Below are 19,135 nucleotides of genomic sequence, written 5' to 3'. Positions count from 1 at the left end.
CTCCCGGGGTCTTCCGCCCCGGGGGCTTCTTCTGCGATGGAAGGCGCTGATATGAGTAGCAATCCCCACATCCTCGTCGTCGATGACGAGCGTGACATCCGCGATCCGCTGGCGTCCTACCTCGGCAAGAACGGCCTTAGAACAACAACGGCGGCGAATGCGGCGCAGGCCCGTGACATTCTGGCGGTCCATGCGATCGACCTGGTCCTGCTCGACATCATGATGCCCGGCGAGGACGGCCTTTCCCTCGCCTCCTTCATCCGCTCAACGTCGAACATTCCGCTCATCCTGGTCACGGCCAAGACCGAAGACGTCGATCGTATCATAGGCCTGGAGATCGGCGCGGACGATTATGTGTCAAAACCCTTCAATCCCCGCGAGCTGCTCGCGCGGATCAAGGCGGTGCTGCGCCGGACGAGCGAGCAGGCAGCGCTGGTCCACGCGCCCGATGCTTCCGGCTATGCATTTGGCCAGTGGGTGCTCAGGACCGGTGAGCGCGAGCTTGTCGATGCCGAAGGCGTTTCTGTCGCGCTGTCCACAGGCGAGTATAACCTGCTCGTTGCGTTCGTGACGCACCCCCGCCGTGTGCTGACCCGCGATCAACTGCTCGACCTGACGCAGGGCCGCGAACTGGCCGCGTTCGAGCGCAGCATCGACAATCATATCAGCCGCCTTCGTCGCAAGATCGAGGCAGACGCCGCCGATCCCAGGCTGATCAAGACGGTGCGTGGCGGCGGCTACACGCTGGCGGCCGAGGTGCGGCGGATATGAGGCTGCTGCCGCGCAGCCTTGTCGGGCGGATGGCGTTCCTTCTCGGCGCTGCGCTGGCGGTCGCGCAGCTCGCGAATTTCGGTCTCATCCTCAACGAGCGCGAAAAGCTTGCCCTGGCGCAGAATGACGGACCGGCGATCACGCGTTTTGCCGGCGCGTTCGCCGACATATCCGCAGCCGAGGATATCTTCCGCAAGGCGCTGGCGGCGGACCTGTCTCACCGCGGCGCGCGCTTCGCGCTGCGCGCCGACAGCGGCATCGCCGAAGGCGACCGTAGCGACGCGGTCGAGGCGAGACTTGCCGAGGATTTGCGTAATCTCGGCGTGAATGCGCAAGAGGTCCGCGCCAGCGCCGCGCATCCGCAGCTCTCGCGGAGAAAACGCGCTGACGGGTCGGCGCGCTATGCCGTGTCTCTGGCGGCGAGGCTCCCCGATGGCCAATGGCTCGCGGGCACACTTCCCGCGCCGCGGCGCGATCCAGGCCTCGTCACGCGCCTGGCAGCCGCGACGCTGCTGCTCTACCTCGTGGTGCTGGGCGTCACTATTGTCGTTGCGCGCCATCTTGCGCGGCCCTTGCGCGACCTTGCCATGGCCGCGGGCCAGTTTCGGGGCCGGACGGCGCCCCTCAGGGTCGAGCCGCGCGGACCGGACGATCTGCGCGAAGCCATTGCGGCCTTCAACGACATGAACCAGCGGCTCGTGGCGTTGCTCGACGAGAAGGACGGGATGCTCGGCGCCATCGGCCATGACCTGCGCACGCCCTTGGCCTCGCTGCGCATCCGGCTCGAAAACATGGAGCCGGCCGACGAGCGTGAGGCGGCAATCCGCAAGATTGGCGAGACTATGGCGACGCTGGAAGACATTTTGTCACTTGCGACTGCGGGACGGCAACGCGAAGCTCTGCGGCCGGCCGACGTCACCGCCCTTGTCGAAACGGCGGTCGAAGAATATCAGGATCTGGGCGAGAATGTCGCATGGGAACCGGCCGTGCGCCATGTCCTGCCGGTGCAGCGCAGCCAGCTGAAGCGCGCCGTGCAGAATCTCATCGGCAATGCGATCAAATATGGCTGCAGTGCAAGGGTGACGGTGGTGGCCGCCGGCGACACGCTGCGCATCGAGGTAGCGGACAAGGGTCCAGGCATTCCGGCCGACCAGATAGCGCGCGTGACGCAGCCTTTCTACCGGATCGAGGAGTCGCGCAATCGGGAGACGGGGGGCAGCGGCCTTGGCCTTGCGATCACGAAGGCGATCGCCGAGAGCCATGGCGGAGCGCTTGTCCTGGAAGACACAGGTCAGGGATTGAGGGCATGTATCATGCTTCCCGGGCTTGAGAAAAGCGCTCCGCCTGATCGGCGTTGACGGACGTGAGAACGGCAAGACTGCTCGAGCGCGGACGGGTGGACGCGGGACCGTGCGGCCGATCCTGACTTGGCAACTGGATGAAACCGACATTTGCCAGTGCTGGACAAGCGAGGCGCGCGAAGCAGCCCCGGACGAGCTGATCATCAGCGTGGGTGGTGACGGAGATGTCCTCTGCGCTGTCAATCAAGCTGCGCACGGGGCAGCTTGACGCCCCGCAGCGAGCGGAGGTGTTGAGCCAGTTTTTCATCAGCTCTGCAGGGAGAGCCTGACCATTGTCCCCGTTGTGTCAGACAATTTCCGGACGGCGGCGCTGTACGCCGATCAGTTCTCCCTCAATCTGCGTGCCGGGGATGTGTTGCAGCTCGCCATCGCAGCCGAGCGCGGGGCGACCTTCTGCACGCTCGACCGTCGCCTGGCCGAAGATGGGACTGCACTCGGCGCGACGACACGCCTCCTGTAATATCAGGGCGACCTATCCGGCTCTCGCCCAATGACATGAGCCGCGCTCGATTCATGAGGCCGCCGCGCTGGTCGAGGCCCACGCTTTGATGGCCAGTGCTGCAAGGGCGGCTCAGCCCTGCATGGCCACGGTCGGGGTTTCCCAGGCTATGGGAGGGATCAGCGGCTCGAAGCTGGAAGCCTGCGCGCGCGCCCAGTTTTCCCGATAGAAATTGTGCGGGCATGCTCCGCTGAGGAGTTCGCCGGGCTTGAGATAGGTGTGGGCCTGGTCGAAGTGCCGTACCCTGGTCGAGCTGATCCGGTGCGCCACATGATGCGGGCGCAGATCGTCGGGATGCCCAAGTCCTGCTGCGGCCAGCATGTCGGCAAGGGCATGCACGGTCCTGGCATGGAAGCGGCGGACACGCTCCGCCTTGTCGGGAACGACGAGGCCGCGCTGGCGCGCCGGATCCTGTGTGGCAACGCCCGTTGGGCAGCGGTTGGTGTGGCAGTTCATCGACTGGATACAACCAAGCGCGAACATGAAACCTCGCGCCGAATTGGCCCAGTCAGCGCCAATCGCCAGGACGGCGGCGAGGTCGAAGGCGCTGATCAGTCGGCCCGCGACGCCAATCCTGATCCGCCCGCGAAGACCAGCCCCCTCGAGCACATTGTGCACGAAAAGCAGGCCCTCGCGCATCGGAAGACCGATATGGTCGCTGAACTCGACCGGCGCGGCGCCCGTGCCGCCTTCGCCGCCGTCGACGACGATGAAATCAGGAACCGTCCCGGTCTCCAGCATGGCCTTGACGATCGCCATGAACTCCCATGGCAGCCCGATGCAGAGTTTGAAGCCCACGGGCTTGCCGCCGGACAGGCGCCGCAGCTGGTCGATGAAGGCCATCATCTCGCGCGGCGTCGAGAAGGCGGAATGCTGGGAAGGCGATATGCAGTCCTGCTCAGGGGGAATTCCGCGCGTCTGCGCGATTTCCGGGGTGACCTTCCTGGCTGGCAGGATGCCGCCATGGCCCGGCTTTGCTCCCTGGCTGAGCTTGATCTCGATCATCTTGACCTGCGGATCGGCCGCCTGGGCGGCGAAGCGGTCGGGATCAAAACGCCCGTCTGCGGTCCGACAACCGAAATAGCCGCTGGCGATCTCCCAGACGATGTCGCCGCCGAACTCGCGGTGATAGGGGCTGATGCTGCCTTCGCCGGTGTCATGATAGAAGCCGCCGAGCGCAGCGCCTTTGTTCAGTGCGCGAATGGCGTTCGCCGACAGCGACCCGAAGCTCATCGCCGAGATGTTGAAGATGCTGGCGGAATAGGGCTGGGCGCACTGATCGTTCCCGATCGTGATGCGCAGGGACCCGGGATCGGCCGGCACGGCCGGCCGCATTGAATGCTGGATGAACTCATAGTCGCGCGCATAAGGATCAAGGAGGGTGCCGAAGGGATGATCGGACGAGACACCCTTGGCGCGGCGATAGACGAGCGAACGCTGAGCCCGGGAGAAGGGTACGGCCTTGTCTTCTTCCTCGAGCAGATATTGCCGGATTTCCGGACGGATCAGTTCGACGATCCAGCGGACATGGCCGATCACGGGATAGTTGCGCAGCACCGCATGGCGGGTCTGGAATATATCCCATAACCCAAGGAGGCTGAGCAGCCCGGGGATGGCGAGGAGCATCCACTGACCAGGCGACTGCGGCTTTAGCGCAAGACCTGCCAGGAAGAGGGCGATGACGAGGATCCATGCGGTGAAGCGGCTGAGGCGCGGTTTGAGCAAAGAGATTCTCCCGGATGCTTGCAATGGTCCTTGATCTGGACGGCGATTTTTCTGGCGGATGCCTGGGTCAGATCCAATGCCTCAGGGGCGGCGCCGGCGCGACATGAAAGAAGCGTCTGCCTCTTCCTGCAGGCTCGGGGCGGCCTTGTCGGAACCGCTGGGCAACCGCGCCAGGCATGCGCTCGCGCATGCGCACCGCAGGGGAACGAACCGTTGAGCGCCCGAGCCTGATGACCGGGTCCGGTTTACGCCTGTCGAGACGTGCACCCGGCGGCCTGGGTGTCCATGGTGCTCCTGGCAGCATTTCGTGGTTGATAGTGCGGTGCTGCGTGCAGGCAAAGCTCTCTCGTCCGGCCTGCCAGGAAAAATTGAGCGTGGCGGGATGGCGATGGTGCCGCGATCCGTCGCAGGCCTGGACTATGTGGGCGGATTGCGGATCGGCTCGCGATACGGTTCACCCCGTCCATCAGGCAGATGGCCATAGGCAGTCAACGACCTCCTTCTGTCGAAGACTGCCGGAACGGCTTGGAAACGGTCTTCGGGCATAGTCATTGCCCGACGCGGGACAGAGCTTTCAGGCCGGTTCAACGCCGCGCGCTCGCGATCATCGAACAGCGGCCCCGCTCCGCGCCACAGCTGGACCAGCGCCAGCTGCTCCGGCATCCCGCCGTTGTTGAAAAGTCGGGGGGATGGAGATCGCGCCAATGAGAAACAGGGCTTCGCAGCATCTTCGGGCGGTTTATGCCCGCCCGGGATTTTGCACATGGGGCGCCGCGCATCCTGATACAAAGCGCGACAATATAGCTGCCTTCAGAGGATATTCGCGCGACACGGCACCAGCAGAACCAACCACAGGAAGCCGCGGGGTTTCCGGTCTGGAAATTGGACAGGAGTTGTTGTGATGAAGAAGCTGACCCGCAATGTTCTGCTGGGGATGTCGCTCTCGGCCATGGCCTTTGCAGGTTCTGCCTATGCCGGGCAGGGCAAAGGCGACGGGGTGACGAAGCGGACGGAGGTGGAGACGCGCAGCGCCGCTAAGTTCACGCGCATGGACGTGAACAAGGACGGCAAGATCGACCAGGCCGACCGGGCGGCGAGACGTGCCGCGCAATTCGACCGCCTCGATACCGACAAAAACGGCCAGATCTCGCGCGAGGAGTTCGGCGCGCGGCGCCAGCGCCAGGATGGCGCGAGCGCGGCGGATGCAGGTGAAGGCGGCAGGCACCATCGCTGGGGCGGTCGGGGCCGAGGCGGCCATGGTGGCATGATGTTGGGCCGCATGGCCGATGCCGACAAGGACGGCGCCGTCACCCAGGCCGAGTTCACGGCCGCCGCGCTCGCCCGCTTCGACCGACTGGACGCCAACAAGGATGGGCAGGTCACAAAAGAGGAAAGGCAGGCGGCACGCAAGGCCATGCGCGATCAATGGCGGGCCAAGCGGCAGGGCGCTCCGGCGGAAACGCCGGCAGGCTGATCGCCGGGCGGGACCGGGGGCGAACCGACCCCGGTTCCGCGACCTTTGGCTTCCCGAGGCGTTCGCCTCGCACCGGCGGCCCTGGTTGCGCCTTCCAGGACCGCACCGGCGGGCAACTGTCGAGCGCATGGCTGGCCCCGCGTGGTGCTTGGGCATCCGGCCCCGAAGATGATTGGACTGGCGTCGGGCGACGCGTGATCAGGTTCTGTCGCTGTCATCGCGCGTGCCGGCGTGGGCGGCGCCGAGCCCGGCGCCGGCACCAAGGCCCATGCCCATTCCGCCCCCCATTCCTCCACCGCCGCCGCCCTGCCGCCCGCCGCCTTGCGTATTTTTGCCGTTCCTGCCGCCGCTCCCCGAGGGACGCGCCGGTCCTTGCACGGGGATGGCCAGATTGGCCGGGATCGGATCGAGGTCAAGCGCCTCACGGATGAAATTTCGCAGCGAGATCACCAGATCATGAGTCGGGACCGGGCGTCCGGCGACCAGTTCGCGCGCTGCGTGCCCGGCGAGGCGGACCTGTTCTTCGGTCCCCAGCAACAGGATGTCGGCGAGCGCAGCCTCGACGATGTCCCGGATGCGTCGCGGACGATCCGGTGGATCGGGGTTTGTTGAACCTGTCTCGTCCTGCCCGCGCATATCGGCGTCAGCTTCCGATGCGCGCAGGCGCAGGTCGCGCAGATGGGCAGGGTCGACCGTGAGGGTGCCGGTAAACGATCCGCCAAGGGCCTTGTATGCGGCTATCAGCGTGCGCAGCCTTTCGTTGATCTGGCGGTTCATGCGCTCGCGCCGCTGCTGGATCGTCATCATGGTCAGCATCCGGATCCCGACGCCGATCAAAGTCACGAAAATGAGCCCGAAGAGCGTGAGGACGAGATTCTGCCAGGATGAAAAATCGATACTGCGCATGGCCACGCTCCAAAGAGGCTTGGCGCACCTTATGCCGTGGAACGGCGACGCGTCTATCCCGCTGAATGATCGCCAGACCGTGAGCGCTGCAGTGCCCGCAGATGAAGGCGGGCGCACGGTGCCCTTGTGTGGCGCGACGCCTGTCGCGCGGAGCAGGTGGACGGACTGGAGCTTGAAGGGTAATCGACCAAGTCCTTGCCGCCTATGGGAAAACTGCCTTGCATCCAATGTTGACCGCCGACGCGGCTCGCCGATCTGATGCGATCGCGATAGCGCGCGTCATCTGCATCGTTGGCGTCGTTTATGTTCACGCCTGGACGGGCCTTAATGGTCATGATCTGGAAAGCCTGCGCGGGACGCCGCAGGAGGGTCTGCGATGGACGCTCATGGAGATATTCGGCCGTGGCGCAGTGCCACTGCTCGGACTGATCTCAGGATGGCTGGTCGAGGGGTCTTCCCGCACCCAGGACTGGGTGCGTCATGTCAGGCGCAAGGCGCGGACAATATTGCTGCCAATGGTGATGTGGAATGCGCTGGCCATCCTGTTGGTCTCGGGGGCGGCCTGGGCGCTGGGGCTCTCCGCGCCCGTCCCGCAATCGACCGGCTGGATGTTCGAGGAACTGTTCATCGCCAGCCGCAATCCCGACATCAACGTGCAGATGCCGTTCCTGCGCGACCTGTTCCTCTGCATGGTCGCCGCGCCGCTCTTTGTTCGCCTGCCGGCGCGGGTGCTCCTGGCGATCGCTCTATGCGCAGCCTTGTGCCAGCTGCTTGACTGGGGACCGCCGGTTCTGATGCGGGCGTCGATCCTGTTCTTCTTCGTTATGGGGATCCTGGCGCGGCGCACGGGCCTGGCAGATCGTGTCGCGACGCTGCCTTTCGGCGTTGCGGCCTTGCCTTTCATCCTGCTGATGCCAGCACAACTCACCTTTGCTCTGCTGCCGGCGCGCGCGCTGCCGGGCGTCGAGGTGGCGATGCTCGACCTGGCAGTGCGCGTCGCGTCGGCCATGTTTTTCTGGCGATTGGCCTGGAGCCTTGCAGGCAGTGCGGCGCTAGGCATGTTGCTGCGCATTGAACCTTTCGCCTTCTTCCTTTTCTGTTCGCATCTCATCCTCATTTGGCTGGGCGGACCGGTGCTGGGCGCGATATTCGGCAAGCTCGGTTCACCCCTCTATCCGGTCTATCTGTTTGTCCAGCCCCTGCTGGTGTTGGCCGCTGCCATGTTATCGGGCTCGCTGTTGACCCGCACCGCCCCCGCCTTGGCGAGGCTGTTGAGCGGCGGACGGCTGACCGGATCGTGGACACGAGGCAGGCTGGTTGCGGTCTAGGGAGCGCGGGCCGACCGGGCTTCCCAGCGCGGCGGAAGTCGGCGGTTCAAGCAGGGGTTGCGCAGCCCAACCGGCGCTTGAACGGCAGCAGATAAGACCGCCAGACCTCAAAGACGCAGAGCAGATAGCCTTCGGATCGAGGAATCTGTATGGCCTCGATCCGGGGCGATTACATGGGCTGGATCGGACGCGCGGCGGGCCGCAGCGCGGTTGCCGCCTCCGCCTGTCGTTCCGCGTCGCAGCTGCGCGATGACCGGCTGGACCGTGACCATGACTTCTCGAACAAGCCGGGCGTCGTCCATTCCGAGGTCATGCTGCCGGAGAACGCTCCGGAGGAATGGAACGACCGCGAAAAGCTCTGGAATGACGTTGAAGCGTTCGAGAAGCGGAAGGATGCCCAGCTTTGCCGCGAGGTGGAGTTCGCCATTCCCCGTGAGATGACGCAGGCGCAGGGTATCGAATTGGCCCGCGATTTTGTGCAGTCCGAGTTTGTCGATCAGGGCATGATCGCCGACCTCAATGTGGATTGGGACATCGGCGCTGACAGAATGCCGACACCCCATGCGCACGTCATGCTGACGATGCGGTCGGTGGACGAGAACGGCTTCGGTCCGAAGGTTCGGGAGTGGAACCGCACGGAACTGGAGCAATGGCGCGAGCGCTGGGCCGATCACGTCAACGAGCGCCTGGCCGAACTCGACATCGACGCGCGGATCGACCACCGCAGTCTTGAAGCGCAAGGCGTCGCGCTGGAGCCGCAGACCAAGATCGGCGCACCGGCGCAGCGCATCGAGGCCGCCGGGCTTGAGGCAGACCGCGCCGAGGATCACCGGCGGATCGCGCGCGAGAACGGCGCGTGCCCGATCTGGTCGAACTCGGCAAGGACGATGAATTGTTCGGCTGATCTCATTCTTGATAAATCCGGCAATATGCCGTATATAATGTCGACAAGGAGATCAGCCATGCCCAGACCAGCCAGCGAAGTCGAAACCGCCCGTCTTGAAGCGCGCGTGCCCGTCAATGTCTATGAGCAGATGCAGCGTGCGGCGCGGCTGCGCGGCCTGACGCTGACCGGCTATCTGATTGCGACGGCGGGCGAGGATGCCCGCCGCACGGTCGAGGAAGCCGACGTGCTGCGTCTGGCTGCCGAGGATCAAGTGCGCTTTGCCAAGGCCCTGATCAATCCGCCTGCGCCGAACTCCCGTCTTGCCCGCGCAGCGAAGCGCCATGCTGACCTGATCGCGCCTCGGTGAGTGCGAGGTTTGCGATAGAGCCGCTTGGCAAAGGGCACCAGCGCAAGGCGTTCTCATGCGGCAATGAACGGATCGACCGCTATTTTCGTGAAGCCGTCACGCAGGACATCAAACGCCGATACGCGACCTGCTTTGTCGCTCGCGACCTTGAGACCGACCGGGTTGCGGGCTTTTACACGCTCTCATCGAGTAACGTGCCGCTCATGGCCGTGCCCGAACCATTGGCGGGCCGGTTGCCGCGCTATCCGACCGTTCCGGCGGTGCTGATCGGCTGGCTTGGGCGCGATAACTCCTATGCCGGGTTTGGACTTGGCGAGGCACTGTTGTTCGACGCCATCAAAACAATTGCCGAAGCGCCGATAGGTGCACACGCCATATTTGCCGACGCCATCGACGAGAAGGCGGCGGCTTTCTATGCCGCTTTCGGATTCACGGCGCTGATTGATCGGCCCAATAGACTGTATCTGCCTGTAGCGACGGCACAGCGTCTTTTGTCGGGAGAAACGCCATGACATCCCCGAACGAGGGCAAACCTCTGCCCCATGCAGCGCTGCGCGCCGCCCTTTACTTGCGAGTCTCGACGGCGCGGCAGGCCGAGCATGACGTGTCGATTCCGACCCGAAGCGGCAGGGTGAAGCCTATCGCGAGGCGCGCGGCCTGCAATTGGTGGAAACCTTTGTGGAACCAGGCGCATCGGCGACCAACGACCGCCGCCCTGAGTTCCAGCGCATGATCGAGGCGGGCACGTCAAAACCCTCGCCGTTCGACGTGGTGGTGGTCCATTCGTTCAGCCGGTTCTTTCGCGATCATTTCGAGCTTGAGTTCTATGTTCGCAAACTCACCAAGAACGGCGTGAAGCTGGTTTCGATCACACAGGAAATGGGTGATGACCCCATGCACGTCACGATGCGGCAGATCATGGCGCTGTTCGACGAATACCAGTCCAAGGAAAACGCCAAGCACGTCATGCGGGCCTTGAAGGAGAACGCACGGCAAGGTTTCTGGAACGGCTCCCTTCCTCCTATTGGCTATCGCACCGTTGCTGCCGAAACACGGGGCGCATGACTCGTCGCACCTATATGGGCGAGCACGAGTTCAACAAGCGCAGCAAACCGTGCAGGCGCTCTTGAAAGCCCGCAACCCCAAGGTCATCCCTTCCGCCGTCATTAGCGGGCCGACCATGCTCACCGGCCTGATCCACTGCGCCAAGTGCGGGGGGGCCATGACCATCCGCGCCGGCAAGGGCGGGCGCTATCGTTATTACGCCTGCTCTATGAAGGCGCGGCAAGGACCGACCGCCTGCGAGGGCATGGCCGTGCCGATGAACAAGCTGGACGATCTTGTCGCCAACCATCTTGAAAGCCAGCTACTCCAGCCTGAGCGGCTGGAAACCATCCTCTCCAGCGTTCTCGACCGACGGCAGGAGCAATCCGAACGTCGTCGCGAGCATATCGCCGAATTGAACAAGCGTTCTGCCGAATCGGAACTGCGGTTCAAGCGCCTCTACGACGCCATCGAGGCAGGCATGGCCGACATTGACGATCCAGCCCTGAAAGACCGCATCGACGGCCTCAAGGCCATCAGGGACCAGGCCAAGGCCGACGCCGAGCGGGCGCAAGCGATGCTCGACAACTTAGGCTCCAAGGCCATCACCCGAAAATGGTCCGCACCTTCGCCAAGACCGCACGCCAGCGCATCCGCCTCGAAGGCGGTGGCTACCGCCGCGACCATCTCCGCGCGCTCGCCCAGCGCATCGAGGTCGCCGATGGCGAGGTTCGGATCATGGGATCGAAGACCGGCTGCTTCAGGCGCTTACCGGAAAAAGCGGCGTAAACTCAGTGCCCACTCAGGGACTGAAGTGGCGGACGGGGAGGGAGCTCAACCTTCTCGGCCTGATGGTCTATGCAGTTGCAAAGGAACGCGATGACCGGTTGCAATGCACCGGCAAGGATTTTGAAACGACCGACATTGCGCTCCATACTGCCAGCCGACTCTTCTAGGAGACCTGTGTGCGGGTGGGTGTAGGGCGTTGATTATGGGGTGATTGACGGCGGTTTAGTCGGTGGTCAGTGCAGTGCGCGCCGGCCCTGCGCCGTTGACGTCACGCCGCTGCGGCATTAACGATGGAGAGCGTGCGCTTGAGATTGTATGCGAGGGCGGTGAGGTGGACTTGGGCGGTAGCTTTGGCGATGCCTCGCCATCGCATCCGGCGTAGGCCGTAGCTGCGTTTCCACGTGCCGAATATCTTCTCGATCCTGCCGCGAACGCGATGGATGGGTTGGTTCCAGACCCTGAGCCAAACCTCTGCTTCCTCCTGCGTGCGAGCCCAGACGCTGTGGGTGACGATGCGCGGCGTGCCGCCTTTGGCGCGGACGGCACTGCCGAAATGCGAACCGCGATAAGCGCGATCGGCAAAGACTTCGCCGGGATCATCGGGCAGCGCCGCCGGACCGGCACGCCCGTCGTTTACATTGGCCGGAGTGACCGAAATCCTCTCGACCAACGCCGTGTCCGCGTCACGCCCTTTTGCCTTTATGCTTGACCCATCGCCCATCGTCATCCTGCTCGCTGGCCGAGGTAATGATGGTGGCGTCGGCCAGCGTCCCGGTCTTGACCGTGACCGGCTTCGCCTTGAGTTGGGCCGTCACAGCCTCGAAGAGGCTGCCGTCGAGCCCGTCCGCGACCAACAGCTTGCGGAAGCGCACGAAGGCAGTGCGTTCCGGCGTCGCCTCTGTGCCGGAGAAGCCGCAGAAACGGCGAAACGACGCGCGATCATCAAGCGCGTCGGCCAGCTTCACGTCCGACAAGTCATACCAGATCGACAGCAGCAGCGCTTTGAACATCGCCAAAGGCCGCCAGGCGGGTTCGCCTTTGGCAGCCGAATAGAGCGGATTGAGGAGAGCCTCGACCGGCTGCCAATGGATCAGCTTGGCCAGCTCGTCGAGCGATGATCGGGGCCGCATGCGACCGGCGAAACCAAACCGCTCCTGGCCTATCGAACGATGCACCACGTCCCGCTCTCCTCTTCGGAAAGCCCATAGAATCAGCAACCAATGCCCATGTCTACACCCACCCGCACACAGGTCTCCTAGCCTGACAAGCGCCAGCGCCGCCCTGATGAGGATTTTCCCTGGCTGCCGGGCAGGAGCAACCGTCTGCCACCGGTATCTAGGCCGCTGCCATTGCCGACAGGTCCGCGCCAGAAGGACGCTGGAACAGCCGCAACCCGAATTCCGGCAGGATCGCGATCAGATGATCGAAGACATCCGCCTGGACGCCTTCATACTCTGCCCATATCGTGCTGTTTGCAAAGGCGTAGATTTCCAGCGGGAGGCCGTTTTCGCTGGGCGCGAGCTGGCGCACGAGCAAAGTCTTGTTCTGGGCGATGTCGGCGCGCGCGCGCAGATAGGCCAGCACATAGGCGCGAAAGGTGCCGATGTTGGTCAGGCGCCTGCCATTGACCATGCTCTTGGCGCCATGTTCGGCATTCCACTGCTCGATCTCTCCTTGCTTGGATTGCAGATAGGTCCGCAGCAGGGCGAAGCGGTCCATGCGCTCCATGTCGTCTTCATCGAGAAATCGCACGCTGCGCTGGTCGATCATGAGCGACCGCATGATACGGCGACCGCCCGATTCCGCCATGCCGCGCCAGTTGCGAAAGCTCTCGGAGATCAGCCGATGCGTGGGAACGGTGGTGATCGTCTTGTCGAAATTCTGGATCTTGACCGTGTGCAAGGCGATATCGACGACATCGCCATTGGCGTTGAACTGGGGCATTTCGATCCAGTCGCCCACACGCACCATGTCGTTGGAACCGATCTGCACCGAGGCGACGAGGGAGAGGATCGTGTCCTTGAACACCAGCATCAGCACCGCCGCCATCGCGCCGAGGCCCGACAGCAGCAATAGCGGTGACTGGTCCATGAGCGCTGCGATGATCAGGATCGCGGCGGCGGCGTAGAGGAGTAGCTTGCCCAGTTGCACATAGCCCTTGATGGGCCGGTTGGCCGCGTCGGGGCGGCGTTGATACAGATCGTTGAGCAATGTGAGGAAGTCGCTGAGTGCAATCGCGATCGTCAGGATGGTGAACGCGGTGCACAGGCTACGGACGAAGGCGACGGCCTCGGAAGAGAGATGCGGTATCGTCCCAATGCCGAGTTCGACGACGAGCGCCGGCACGATGTTGGACAGCCGCGCCACTATCGTGCCGACATGGCCTGCCTCTATGCGAAAGGGAAAATGGTTGAGCAGGCGAAGCAGCAGCCGCAGCACGATGCGTTTGGCGATCCAGTTCGCGATCCAGGCAAAGACGCCCAGGAGCAGCAACGCCAGACCGCTCTGCATCCAGGGTTGCTCCACATAGCCGCGCGTCAGTGACGCGATGCTGTCGTTGGAAACGGGAAGGTTGGTGATCAAGCCTGTTTCTCCGCGAAAGGATCCTCATGGAGGGACCGGCCGGCGGTTTCGGGCATGAAGCGCAGCGCGATCAGGCCGACGATGCAGGCCAGCATCATGTAGAAGGCGGGCATCAGTTCATTGCCGGTGTAGCTGATCAGCCCGCTGCCGATCGCTGGCGCGGTCCCGCCAAAGATGGAGGTCGACACATTATAGGCGATGGCGAAGCCTGCAAAGCGCACCTGCGTCGGGAACAGCGCGGGGAAAGTTGCCGAAATCGTCGCCAGCTGCGGCACATAGAGCAGGCCCAGCAAGACGAATCCGGCAATCGCGCCCACAAGGCCCGTCCCCATCAGCATGTAGAGCGGAACCACGGCGACCAGCAGCCCGATGAGCGAAACCCGCCACATGGCCCGCCGCCCGACCCTGTCCGAAAGCGATCCCGCAACGGGCAGGAACATCATCATCAGCAGCATGCCGATGATCGGCACGATGAGCGCCTCGTTGCTGGACAAGCCGATCCGCCGCTGCAGATAGGTCGGCATGTAGCTGAGCAGCGTATAGTTGACGACATTGAGCGCCACCACCAGCCCGCCAACGACCAGCATGGGCCGCCAGTGCCGCCGCAGCAGCAGCGGCAGGCCGGGCGAGGGGGGCGGGCCGCTATCATGCCGCGCTGCGGCCGCACGGAAGACCGGCGTATCTTCCATCTTCGAGCGCAGATACATGCCGACCAGCCCCATGGGCGCTGCCACCAGGAAAGGAATTCGCCAACCCCAGGCGTGCATCGCCGCATCTCCCAGCATCAGCGAGAAACCCAGCATCAGCGCCGCGCCGAGCGAAAAGCCCGCCAGCGTCCCGAATTCGAGAAAGCTGCCGAAAAAGCCGCGCCGGTGATCGGGCGCATATTCGGCCATGAATGTCGCTGCTCCGCCATATTCGCCGCCGGTGGAAAATCCCTGCGCCATGCGCAGCGCGACCAGGAGACCGGGCGCCCACAAGCCGATGCTGGAATAATCCGGGATCAGCCCCACGCACAGCGTGGCGCCGGACATCAGCAATATGGTGAGCGCCAGCACGGACTTGCGGCCCAGCCGGTCGCCCAGGGGTCCCCAGAATAGTCCGCCCAATGGCCGGACGAGGAAGGATATCGCAAAAGTCGCCAGTGCGAACAGAACGGCCTCCTCCGTGCTGCCGGGAAACAGCGCGGCAGAGATATAGGTCACGCCATAGGCATAGATGCCGTAGTCGAACCATTCGGTTGCATTGCCCATCGCCGAGGCGGCGATGGCGCGGCGCAAGATGGCGTCCTTGGCGGGCGTGGGAGAAGCGGAGGCCACGGCGGGAGTGGAAATCGCGGTCATCTCGTCTGTCCTTGCGTCATATCCGGGTCAGCGCTGTTGGGGTCGAGCAGCGCGGCCATGGGCGTGGTCCGGGGAACGATCTGAAACTCCTGCTGATATTTCCCGGGCACCGGCTCGGACGCGCGCTGTCGCCATAGCCCGACCGCCGCCGCGACCGTTGCGCAGCAAGCGATGAAGAGGAACAGTCCACCCGTCCCGACGGCCGTCATGAAGCCGGCAGCCAGAACCGGCCCCAGGGCCGCGCCGATGGAATAGAGCAGCACCAGCCGTCCGCTCGCCGCCACCCTCTCCGTTTCGAGCAACCGATCGTTGCAGTGCGCCACGCACAGCGGATAGAGCGCGAAGCTCAGTCCTCCGAACAGCGCGCCCAGCAGCAGCAGGAGCGAGCCGCCGTCGATCCATGACAGCGCCATGCTGACCAGTGCCGCTACGGCGAAACTGCCGGTAATCACCAGCCGCCGGTCATGCCGGTCGGACAATCGCCCGAGCGGCCATTGCAGCGCCACCCCGCCCAGGATGACGATCATCATGAAGCGGGCGGTCTGAGGGAGGTCCAGCCCCAGCCGCCGCACATGCACCGCCGCCAGCCCGTAAAAGGCGCCCAGCATCAGCCCGGTCGCCACCGCGCCCCAGGCTCCCAGCGGCGAGGCAGCCAGCAGGGAACGGAGCGAGAAGGCGCTCGCCTCGACTGGCGCGGGGGCGGAATGACGCGTCAGGCAGAGCGGGATAATGGCCAGGGAGATCAGGATCGAGGCGATCTGGAAGGGGATGGCGGGCAGGGACCCGCTCGCCCCGAGCAGCAACTGCCCGATCGCCTGTCCTGAATAGAGCGCGACCATATAGGCGGCCAGCACGCTGCCGCGCATGCGCGGATCGGCGCGGGCGTTGAGCCAGCTTTCCAGGCACACGAACACGCCCGCCACGCAAATCCCGTCCACCAGCCGCAACAGCATCCAGAACAGCGGCTCTGTCCACAGCGCATAGGACAGGGTGCTGGCCGACAGCAGCGCGACAAAGGCGGCAAAGGCGCGAATATGCCCCACCCTGCGTACCAGGTTCCCGGCGCGGAGCGATCCTATGATCAACCCACCGAAATAGGCCGTGGCGACAATGCCGATGGTCATCGTGCCGCTGCCCGCCCGATTGAGGCGCAGGCTGATCAACGTCGCGAGAAAGCCGCTGCCCGCCATCAGCATGAAGATGGACAGCAATAGGCTGCGGACAGGTCGGATGGCGTCAAGCATGACTGCAGATCGGACGCCGATCAGGCGGCGCGCCGCCCCTCTGGTGCCAGGTTGGCGCTCTCCACCAGGGCGCGGTGCAGCGCCTGCACTGCGCTATCATAATGTGCGACATCGACGATGAACTGCACATCGACATTGCGGATCTGATGCTGCATCGCCATGACGCTGATCTCCTCTCCCGCCAGCGCCGCCAATGCATCGGCGACCAGCGAGGGCCGAGAAATGTCGCTGCCGATCACCGACACCACCGCGACCGGGTGGGCGGATATCGACGCATCGGGATAGGATCGCTGCAAATCCTCGATCACTCGCGTCACCGTCGGCGCGTCGGCCGAGAGATAATGAGTGATGGTGTTGGCGTTGGATGATTTGCTGACGATCCAGGCTCCATGCCGCGTCAACGCCTCCAATATGGCCGCGTCATAGCCCTTCACCCCCACCATGTCCTGCTCGAAGAACTGGAGTGCCTGCGCGTGGCGGATGCCCGTCACGATCTCGACACGCGGGCTGTCGGATACATAATCGCCGCAGATCAGCGTCCCGCCATCCTCGCGGTCGAAGGTGTTGCGCACCCGCAGCGGAATGCTGGCCTGCCGCAGGCCTCGGCCCGCGCCTGGATGGATGGCCTCCATGCCCAGATTGGCGAGCTGGTCGGCGACATCATAGTTGGTGCGCCCGATCTTTCGCGCCCTGCCTGTTCCGACCAGCTTCGGGTCCGCGCTCGACAGGTGAAATTCCTTGTGGATGATCGCCTCGCGCGCGCCGGTCAGCACCGCGATGCGGGAGAAGGTCATTTCCGAATAGCCCCGCGCATAGCGGCGCACCATGCCCTCGCGGCACCCGGCATAACCGGTGACGACCGGCAGGGTGGACGACAGGTCGACAGACCGCAGCGCCTTGGTGATCCGCTCATCCAGCTCCTGCATGTCCTGCTGATGCCACAGCGTCAGATCGACAAAGACGGTATTAACGCCCCGGTCGCGCAGCAACAGCGCGGTGCTGTGGGCACTGTGCGCTTCGCCCAGACCCGCGAGCATTTCGCGCACCGTTGTCAGCTGCTCCTTGACGCAGAAGCGTCCATGGCTGCGCAGCCGCGCGAGGTCGCCAAGACAGCATGCCGCAGCGTCGATCCGCATGTCGACGAAGGCGTCCGCCTCTCGCTGGCTGTCCGCCCGCGCGAACATCTGCGCATTGCGGTCCCGCATGGCCGCCCGCACGGCCTCCATCGCCTCGCGCCAGCCGTCCGCGCCTTCGTCGGCGACGAAGCGGGCGAAGACGCCGGGCCGGCCGCTCTTCTTGTGCTCCAGCAGCAGGTCGGTGATGCCCGCATAGGCAGACACCACGAAAATGCGATTGTAAAGGTCTGATCCCTGCCGTCCGGCGATCAGCACATTATCGAACAGGGTAGCGGTGGCGGCCATCGACGTGCCGCCGATCTTCTCGACGCTATGCCCGCTCATGCCAGCGCCTCCTCGGCCAGCGGACCTGCAACAGGCACGATTGGATGGGGCTCGCTGCGCGCGGCGATGAATTCCGGGCGCGGCTTTTCAACGCCGAAGGGAGCGACCAGCCGGTTGCTTGAGGCATTATAGACCAGAAAGGCGTTGGCCCGGGGGAAGGGCGTGATGTTGCCGTTCGATCCATGCATGATGTTGCAGTCGAAGATCACGACCGATCCGGGCTTGCCCGTCGGCGCGACGATGCCATGCCTGTGCGCCAGTTCGGCCAGGCTGTCCTCGTCGGGCACGCCATATTCCTGGCGTTTGAGCGACATGCGATAATGGTCTTCGGGCGTTTGCCCCACGCAGGTCAGGAAGCTGCGGTGCGATCCGGGGATCAGCATCAGCGGCCCGTTATGCGGTGTGTTTTCCGCCAGCAGCACCGACATGGACAGCGCCCGCATGCGCGGCATGCCGTCCTCCACATGCCAGGTCTCGAAATCGCTGTGCCAGTAGAATTCCTTGCCCTGGAAACCGGGCTTGTAGTTGAGGCGGGATTGGTGGATGTACACCTGATCTCCCAGCAGGAACTGGGCCACACCGGCCAGCCTCTGATCGGCGGCAAGTCTGGCGATGACACGGCTTTGCGCGTGTATGCGAAAGATCGAACGGATCTCGCGGCTTTCCGGTTCGCCGATCACCGTTTCATCTTCCAGCGCGTCCGGATCTGCCAGCAGCTTGCCCGCCTCGGCCTGAAGGAAGGTGATTTCCCGTTCGGAGAACAGATTCTCCAGCACCAGATAGCCATCGCGGTCGAACTGTTCGGCCTCCTCCTGGCTGATCGGCGCATCCTCACTCCAGCGGCCATGGACGACAGGATCGAGGCGCGGCAAAAACTCCGCCGTCTTGGCGTGACGGGACGGGTAGATGTCTTGCAAGGGACTTGCCCCTTTCTTGTTCGGTCAGTTACTCAGCGCAGCGGTGCGGATCATGTCCGCCTCGGCGGGGTAGGCGCCGTTTTCATCATGGACCTCCTTGCCGGTGACCGGCGGGTTGAACACGCAGGCGCAAAGAATGTCGGTGATGGGCCGGACGACATGCTTGTCATGGGCATTGAGCGCATACATGACGCCTGAGGCCAGCTGGTGCGTGATGCCCGTGCCCAGATCCTCGATCGTGCCCGTGCCTTTGAGAACCAGCACCGCTTCCAGATGATTCTGGTAATGCATGTGGATTTCCTCTCCGGCATACATGGTCGTGATATGGAAGGAGAATCCCATATTGTCGTCCTTGAGCAGCAAGCGCGCGCTCTCCCACTGCTGCGACCTGACATTGCGATCCGACTTGCGGATGTCCTGCAATTTTCGAACAATCAT

The 19,135-nt window shown here is 64.0% G+C and carries 16 protein-coding genes and 3 pseudogenes; 9 read left to right on the top strand and 10 right to left on the bottom strand.

Going from position 1 to position 19,135, the window contains the following annotated elements; genetic code table 11:
• The first annotated feature begins 51 nt into the window (after positions 1 to 51).
• The 3 genes and pseudogenes from LDB29_RS26845 to LDB29_RS29340 all read left to right on the top strand — a co-directional run bounded on the left by LDB29_RS26845 (position 52) and on the right by LDB29_RS29340 (position 2,592).
• Positions 52 to 771, top strand: coding sequence for a response regulator (locus LDB29_RS26845; protein ID WP_257558202.1), 720 nt, complete (start codon positions 52 to 54; stop codon positions 769 to 771).
• Complete coding sequence (locus tag LDB29_RS26840) at positions 768 to 2,129, top strand: cell wall metabolism sensor histidine kinase WalK (RefSeq protein WP_257558200.1); 1,362 nt, start codon at positions 768 to 770, stop codon at positions 2,127 to 2,129. Before LDB29_RS26845 ends, LDB29_RS26840 begins: the two co-directional genes overlap by 4 nt.
• Before the next feature lie 76 nt (positions 2,130 to 2,205).
• A pseudogene (locus LDB29_RS29340) lies at positions 2,206 to 2,592 on the top strand (type II toxin-antitoxin system VapC family toxin).
• A 111-nt stretch (positions 2,593 to 2,703) separates the two neighbouring features.
• Here LDB29_RS29340 and LDB29_RS26830 read toward each other — a convergent pair.
• Positions 2,704 to 4,356 (bottom strand): FMN-binding glutamate synthase family protein, encoded by a 1,653-nt coding sequence (locus LDB29_RS26830; RefSeq protein ID WP_373886387.1) that lies wholly within the window; start codon positions 4,354 to 4,356, stop codon positions 2,704 to 2,706.
• Positions 4,357 to 5,257: 901 nt separating this feature from the next.
• Here LDB29_RS26830 and LDB29_RS26825 point away from each other — a divergent pair.
• Positions 5,258 to 5,830 (top strand): EF-hand domain-containing protein, encoded by a 573-nt coding sequence (locus LDB29_RS26825; protein WP_257558197.1) that lies wholly within the window; start codon positions 5,258 to 5,260, stop codon positions 5,828 to 5,830.
• 198 nt (positions 5,831 to 6,028) lie between these two features.
• Here LDB29_RS26825 and LDB29_RS26820 read toward each other — a convergent pair whose 3' ends face one another.
• Complete coding sequence (locus LDB29_RS26820; protein WP_257558550.1) at positions 6,029 to 6,736, bottom strand: hypothetical protein; 708 nt, start codon at positions 6,734 to 6,736, stop codon at positions 6,029 to 6,031.
• A gap of 227 nt (positions 6,737 to 6,963) precedes the next feature.
• Between LDB29_RS26820 and LDB29_RS26815 the strand changes: the two genes are divergently transcribed.
• The 5 genes and pseudogenes from LDB29_RS26815 (at position 6,964) to LDB29_RS29330 (ending at position 11,317) form a co-directional block, all read left to right on the top strand.
• A complete protein-coding gene (locus LDB29_RS26815; RefSeq protein ID WP_257558195.1) occupies positions 6,964 to 8,064 on the top strand; it encodes an acyltransferase in 1,101 nt (366 codons plus the stop codon).
• Between the two features lie 173 nt (positions 8,065 to 8,237).
• Positions 8,238 to 8,921, top strand: a pseudogene (gene mobQ / locus LDB29_RS26810) (MobQ family relaxase); the annotation flags it as partial.
• Positions 8,922 to 8,951: 30 nt separating this feature from the next.
• Positions 8,952 to 9,317 carry a DUF1778 domain-containing protein gene (locus tag LDB29_RS29335; RefSeq protein ID WP_306812605.1) on the top strand — a complete coding sequence of 122 codons (366 nt, stop codon included), beginning with the start codon at positions 8,952 to 8,954 and terminating at the stop codon, positions 9,315 to 9,317.
• The gene (locus LDB29_RS26800) at positions 9,314 to 9,829 is read left to right on the top strand and encodes a GNAT family N-acetyltransferase (protein WP_257558193.1); all 516 of its coding nucleotides are present in this window, start codon (positions 9,314 to 9,316) and stop codon (positions 9,827 to 9,829) included. The genes LDB29_RS29335 and LDB29_RS26800 overlap by 4 nt, the downstream gene beginning before the upstream one ends.
• A pseudogene (locus tag LDB29_RS29330) lies at positions 9,826 to 11,317 on the top strand (recombinase family protein). The gene LDB29_RS26800 and the pseudogene LDB29_RS29330 overlap by 4 nt, the downstream one beginning before the upstream one ends.
• 101 nt (positions 11,318 to 11,418) lie before the next feature.
• Here LDB29_RS29330 and LDB29_RS26785 read toward each other — a convergent pair.
• The 8 genes from LDB29_RS26785 to LDB29_RS26750 all read right to left on the bottom strand — a co-directional run bounded on the left by LDB29_RS26785 (position 11,419) and on the right by LDB29_RS26750 (position 19,135).
• On the bottom strand, positions 11,419 to 11,820 hold the full coding sequence (locus tag LDB29_RS26785) for a transposase (RefSeq protein WP_257558189.1): 402 nt from the start codon (positions 11,818 to 11,820) through the stop codon (positions 11,419 to 11,421).
• 13 nt (positions 11,821 to 11,833) lie between these two features.
• Positions 11,834 to 12,328, bottom strand: coding sequence for a transposase (locus tag LDB29_RS26780; protein ID WP_257558187.1), 495 nt, complete (start codon positions 12,326 to 12,328; stop codon positions 11,834 to 11,836).
• A gap of 157 nt (positions 12,329 to 12,485) precedes the next feature.
• Positions 12,486 to 13,733 (bottom strand): mechanosensitive ion channel family protein, encoded by a 1,248-nt coding sequence (locus tag LDB29_RS26775; protein ID WP_257558185.1) that lies wholly within the window; start codon positions 13,731 to 13,733, stop codon positions 12,486 to 12,488.
• The gene (locus tag LDB29_RS26770; RefSeq protein ID WP_257558184.1) at positions 13,730 to 15,076 is read right to left on the bottom strand and encodes an MFS transporter; all 1,347 of its coding nucleotides are present in this window, start codon (positions 15,074 to 15,076) and stop codon (positions 13,730 to 13,732) included. Before LDB29_RS26770 ends, LDB29_RS26775 begins: the two co-directional genes overlap by 4 nt.
• The gene (locus tag LDB29_RS26765; protein ID WP_257558183.1) at positions 15,073 to 16,320 is read right to left on the bottom strand and encodes an MFS transporter; all 1,248 of its coding nucleotides are present in this window, start codon (positions 16,318 to 16,320) and stop codon (positions 15,073 to 15,075) included. Before LDB29_RS26765 ends, LDB29_RS26770 begins: the two co-directional genes overlap by 4 nt.
• Positions 16,321 to 16,340: 20 nt before the next feature.
• Positions 16,341 to 17,780, bottom strand: coding sequence for an aspartate kinase (locus LDB29_RS26760; RefSeq protein ID WP_257558182.1), 1,440 nt, complete (start codon positions 17,778 to 17,780; stop codon positions 16,341 to 16,343).
• Positions 17,777 to 18,697, bottom strand: a complete 921-nt coding sequence (thpD, locus tag LDB29_RS26755) for an ectoine hydroxylase (protein ID WP_257558181.1) — start codon at positions 18,695 to 18,697, stop codon at positions 17,777 to 17,779. The genes LDB29_RS26760 and thpD overlap by 4 nt, the downstream gene beginning before the upstream one ends.
• 24 nt (positions 18,698 to 18,721) lie before the next feature.
• The gene (locus LDB29_RS26750; protein WP_257558180.1) at positions 18,722 to 19,135 is read right to left on the bottom strand and encodes an ectoine synthase; all 414 of its coding nucleotides are present in this window, start codon (positions 19,133 to 19,135) and stop codon (positions 18,722 to 18,724) included.

This window comes from Sphingobium sp. CFD-2 (assembly GCF_024611135.1).
Taxonomy (GTDB): Bacteria; Pseudomonadota; Alphaproteobacteria; order Sphingomonadales; family Sphingomonadaceae; genus Sphingobium; species Sphingobium fuliginis.
Note: the sequence above shows the minus strand (reverse complement) of the source record. Positions and strands in the feature narration are given on the sequence as shown.

Coding starts and splice junctions, on each gene's coding strand:
- LDB29_RS26845 (WP_257558202.1), top strand. CDS start 52: ATGAGTAGCAATCCCCACATCCTCGTCGTCGATGACGAGCGTGACATC.
- LDB29_RS26840 (WP_257558200.1), top strand. CDS start 768: ATGAGGCTGCTGCCGCGCAGCCTTGTCGGGCGGATGGCGTTCCTTCTC.
- LDB29_RS26825 (WP_257558197.1), top strand. CDS start 5,258: ATGAAGAAGCTGACCCGCAATGTTCTGCTGGGGATGTCGCTCTCGGCC.
- LDB29_RS26820 (WP_257558550.1), bottom strand. CDS start 6,736: ATGCGCAGTATCGATTTTTCATCCTGGCAGAATCTCGTCCTCACGCTC.
- LDB29_RS26815 (WP_257558195.1), top strand. CDS start 6,964: ATGTTGACCGCCGACGCGGCTCGCCGATCTGATGCGATCGCGATAGCG.
- LDB29_RS29335 (WP_306812605.1), top strand. CDS start 8,952: ATGAATTGTTCGGCTGATCTCATTCTTGATAAATCCGGCAATATGCCG.
- LDB29_RS26770 (WP_257558184.1), bottom strand. CDS start 15,076: ATGACCGCGATTTCCACTCCCGCCGTGGCCTCCGCTTCTCCCACGCCC.
- LDB29_RS26765 (WP_257558183.1), bottom strand. CDS start 16,320: ATGCTTGACGCCATCCGACCTGTCCGCAGCCTATTGCTGTCCATCTTC.
- LDB29_RS26760 (WP_257558182.1), bottom strand. CDS start 17,780: ATGAGCGGGCATAGCGTCGAGAAGATCGGCGGCACGTCGATGGCCGCC.
- LDB29_RS26750 (WP_257558180.1), bottom strand. CDS start 19,135: ATGATTGTTCGAAAATTGCAGGACATCCGCAAGTCGGATCGCAATGTC.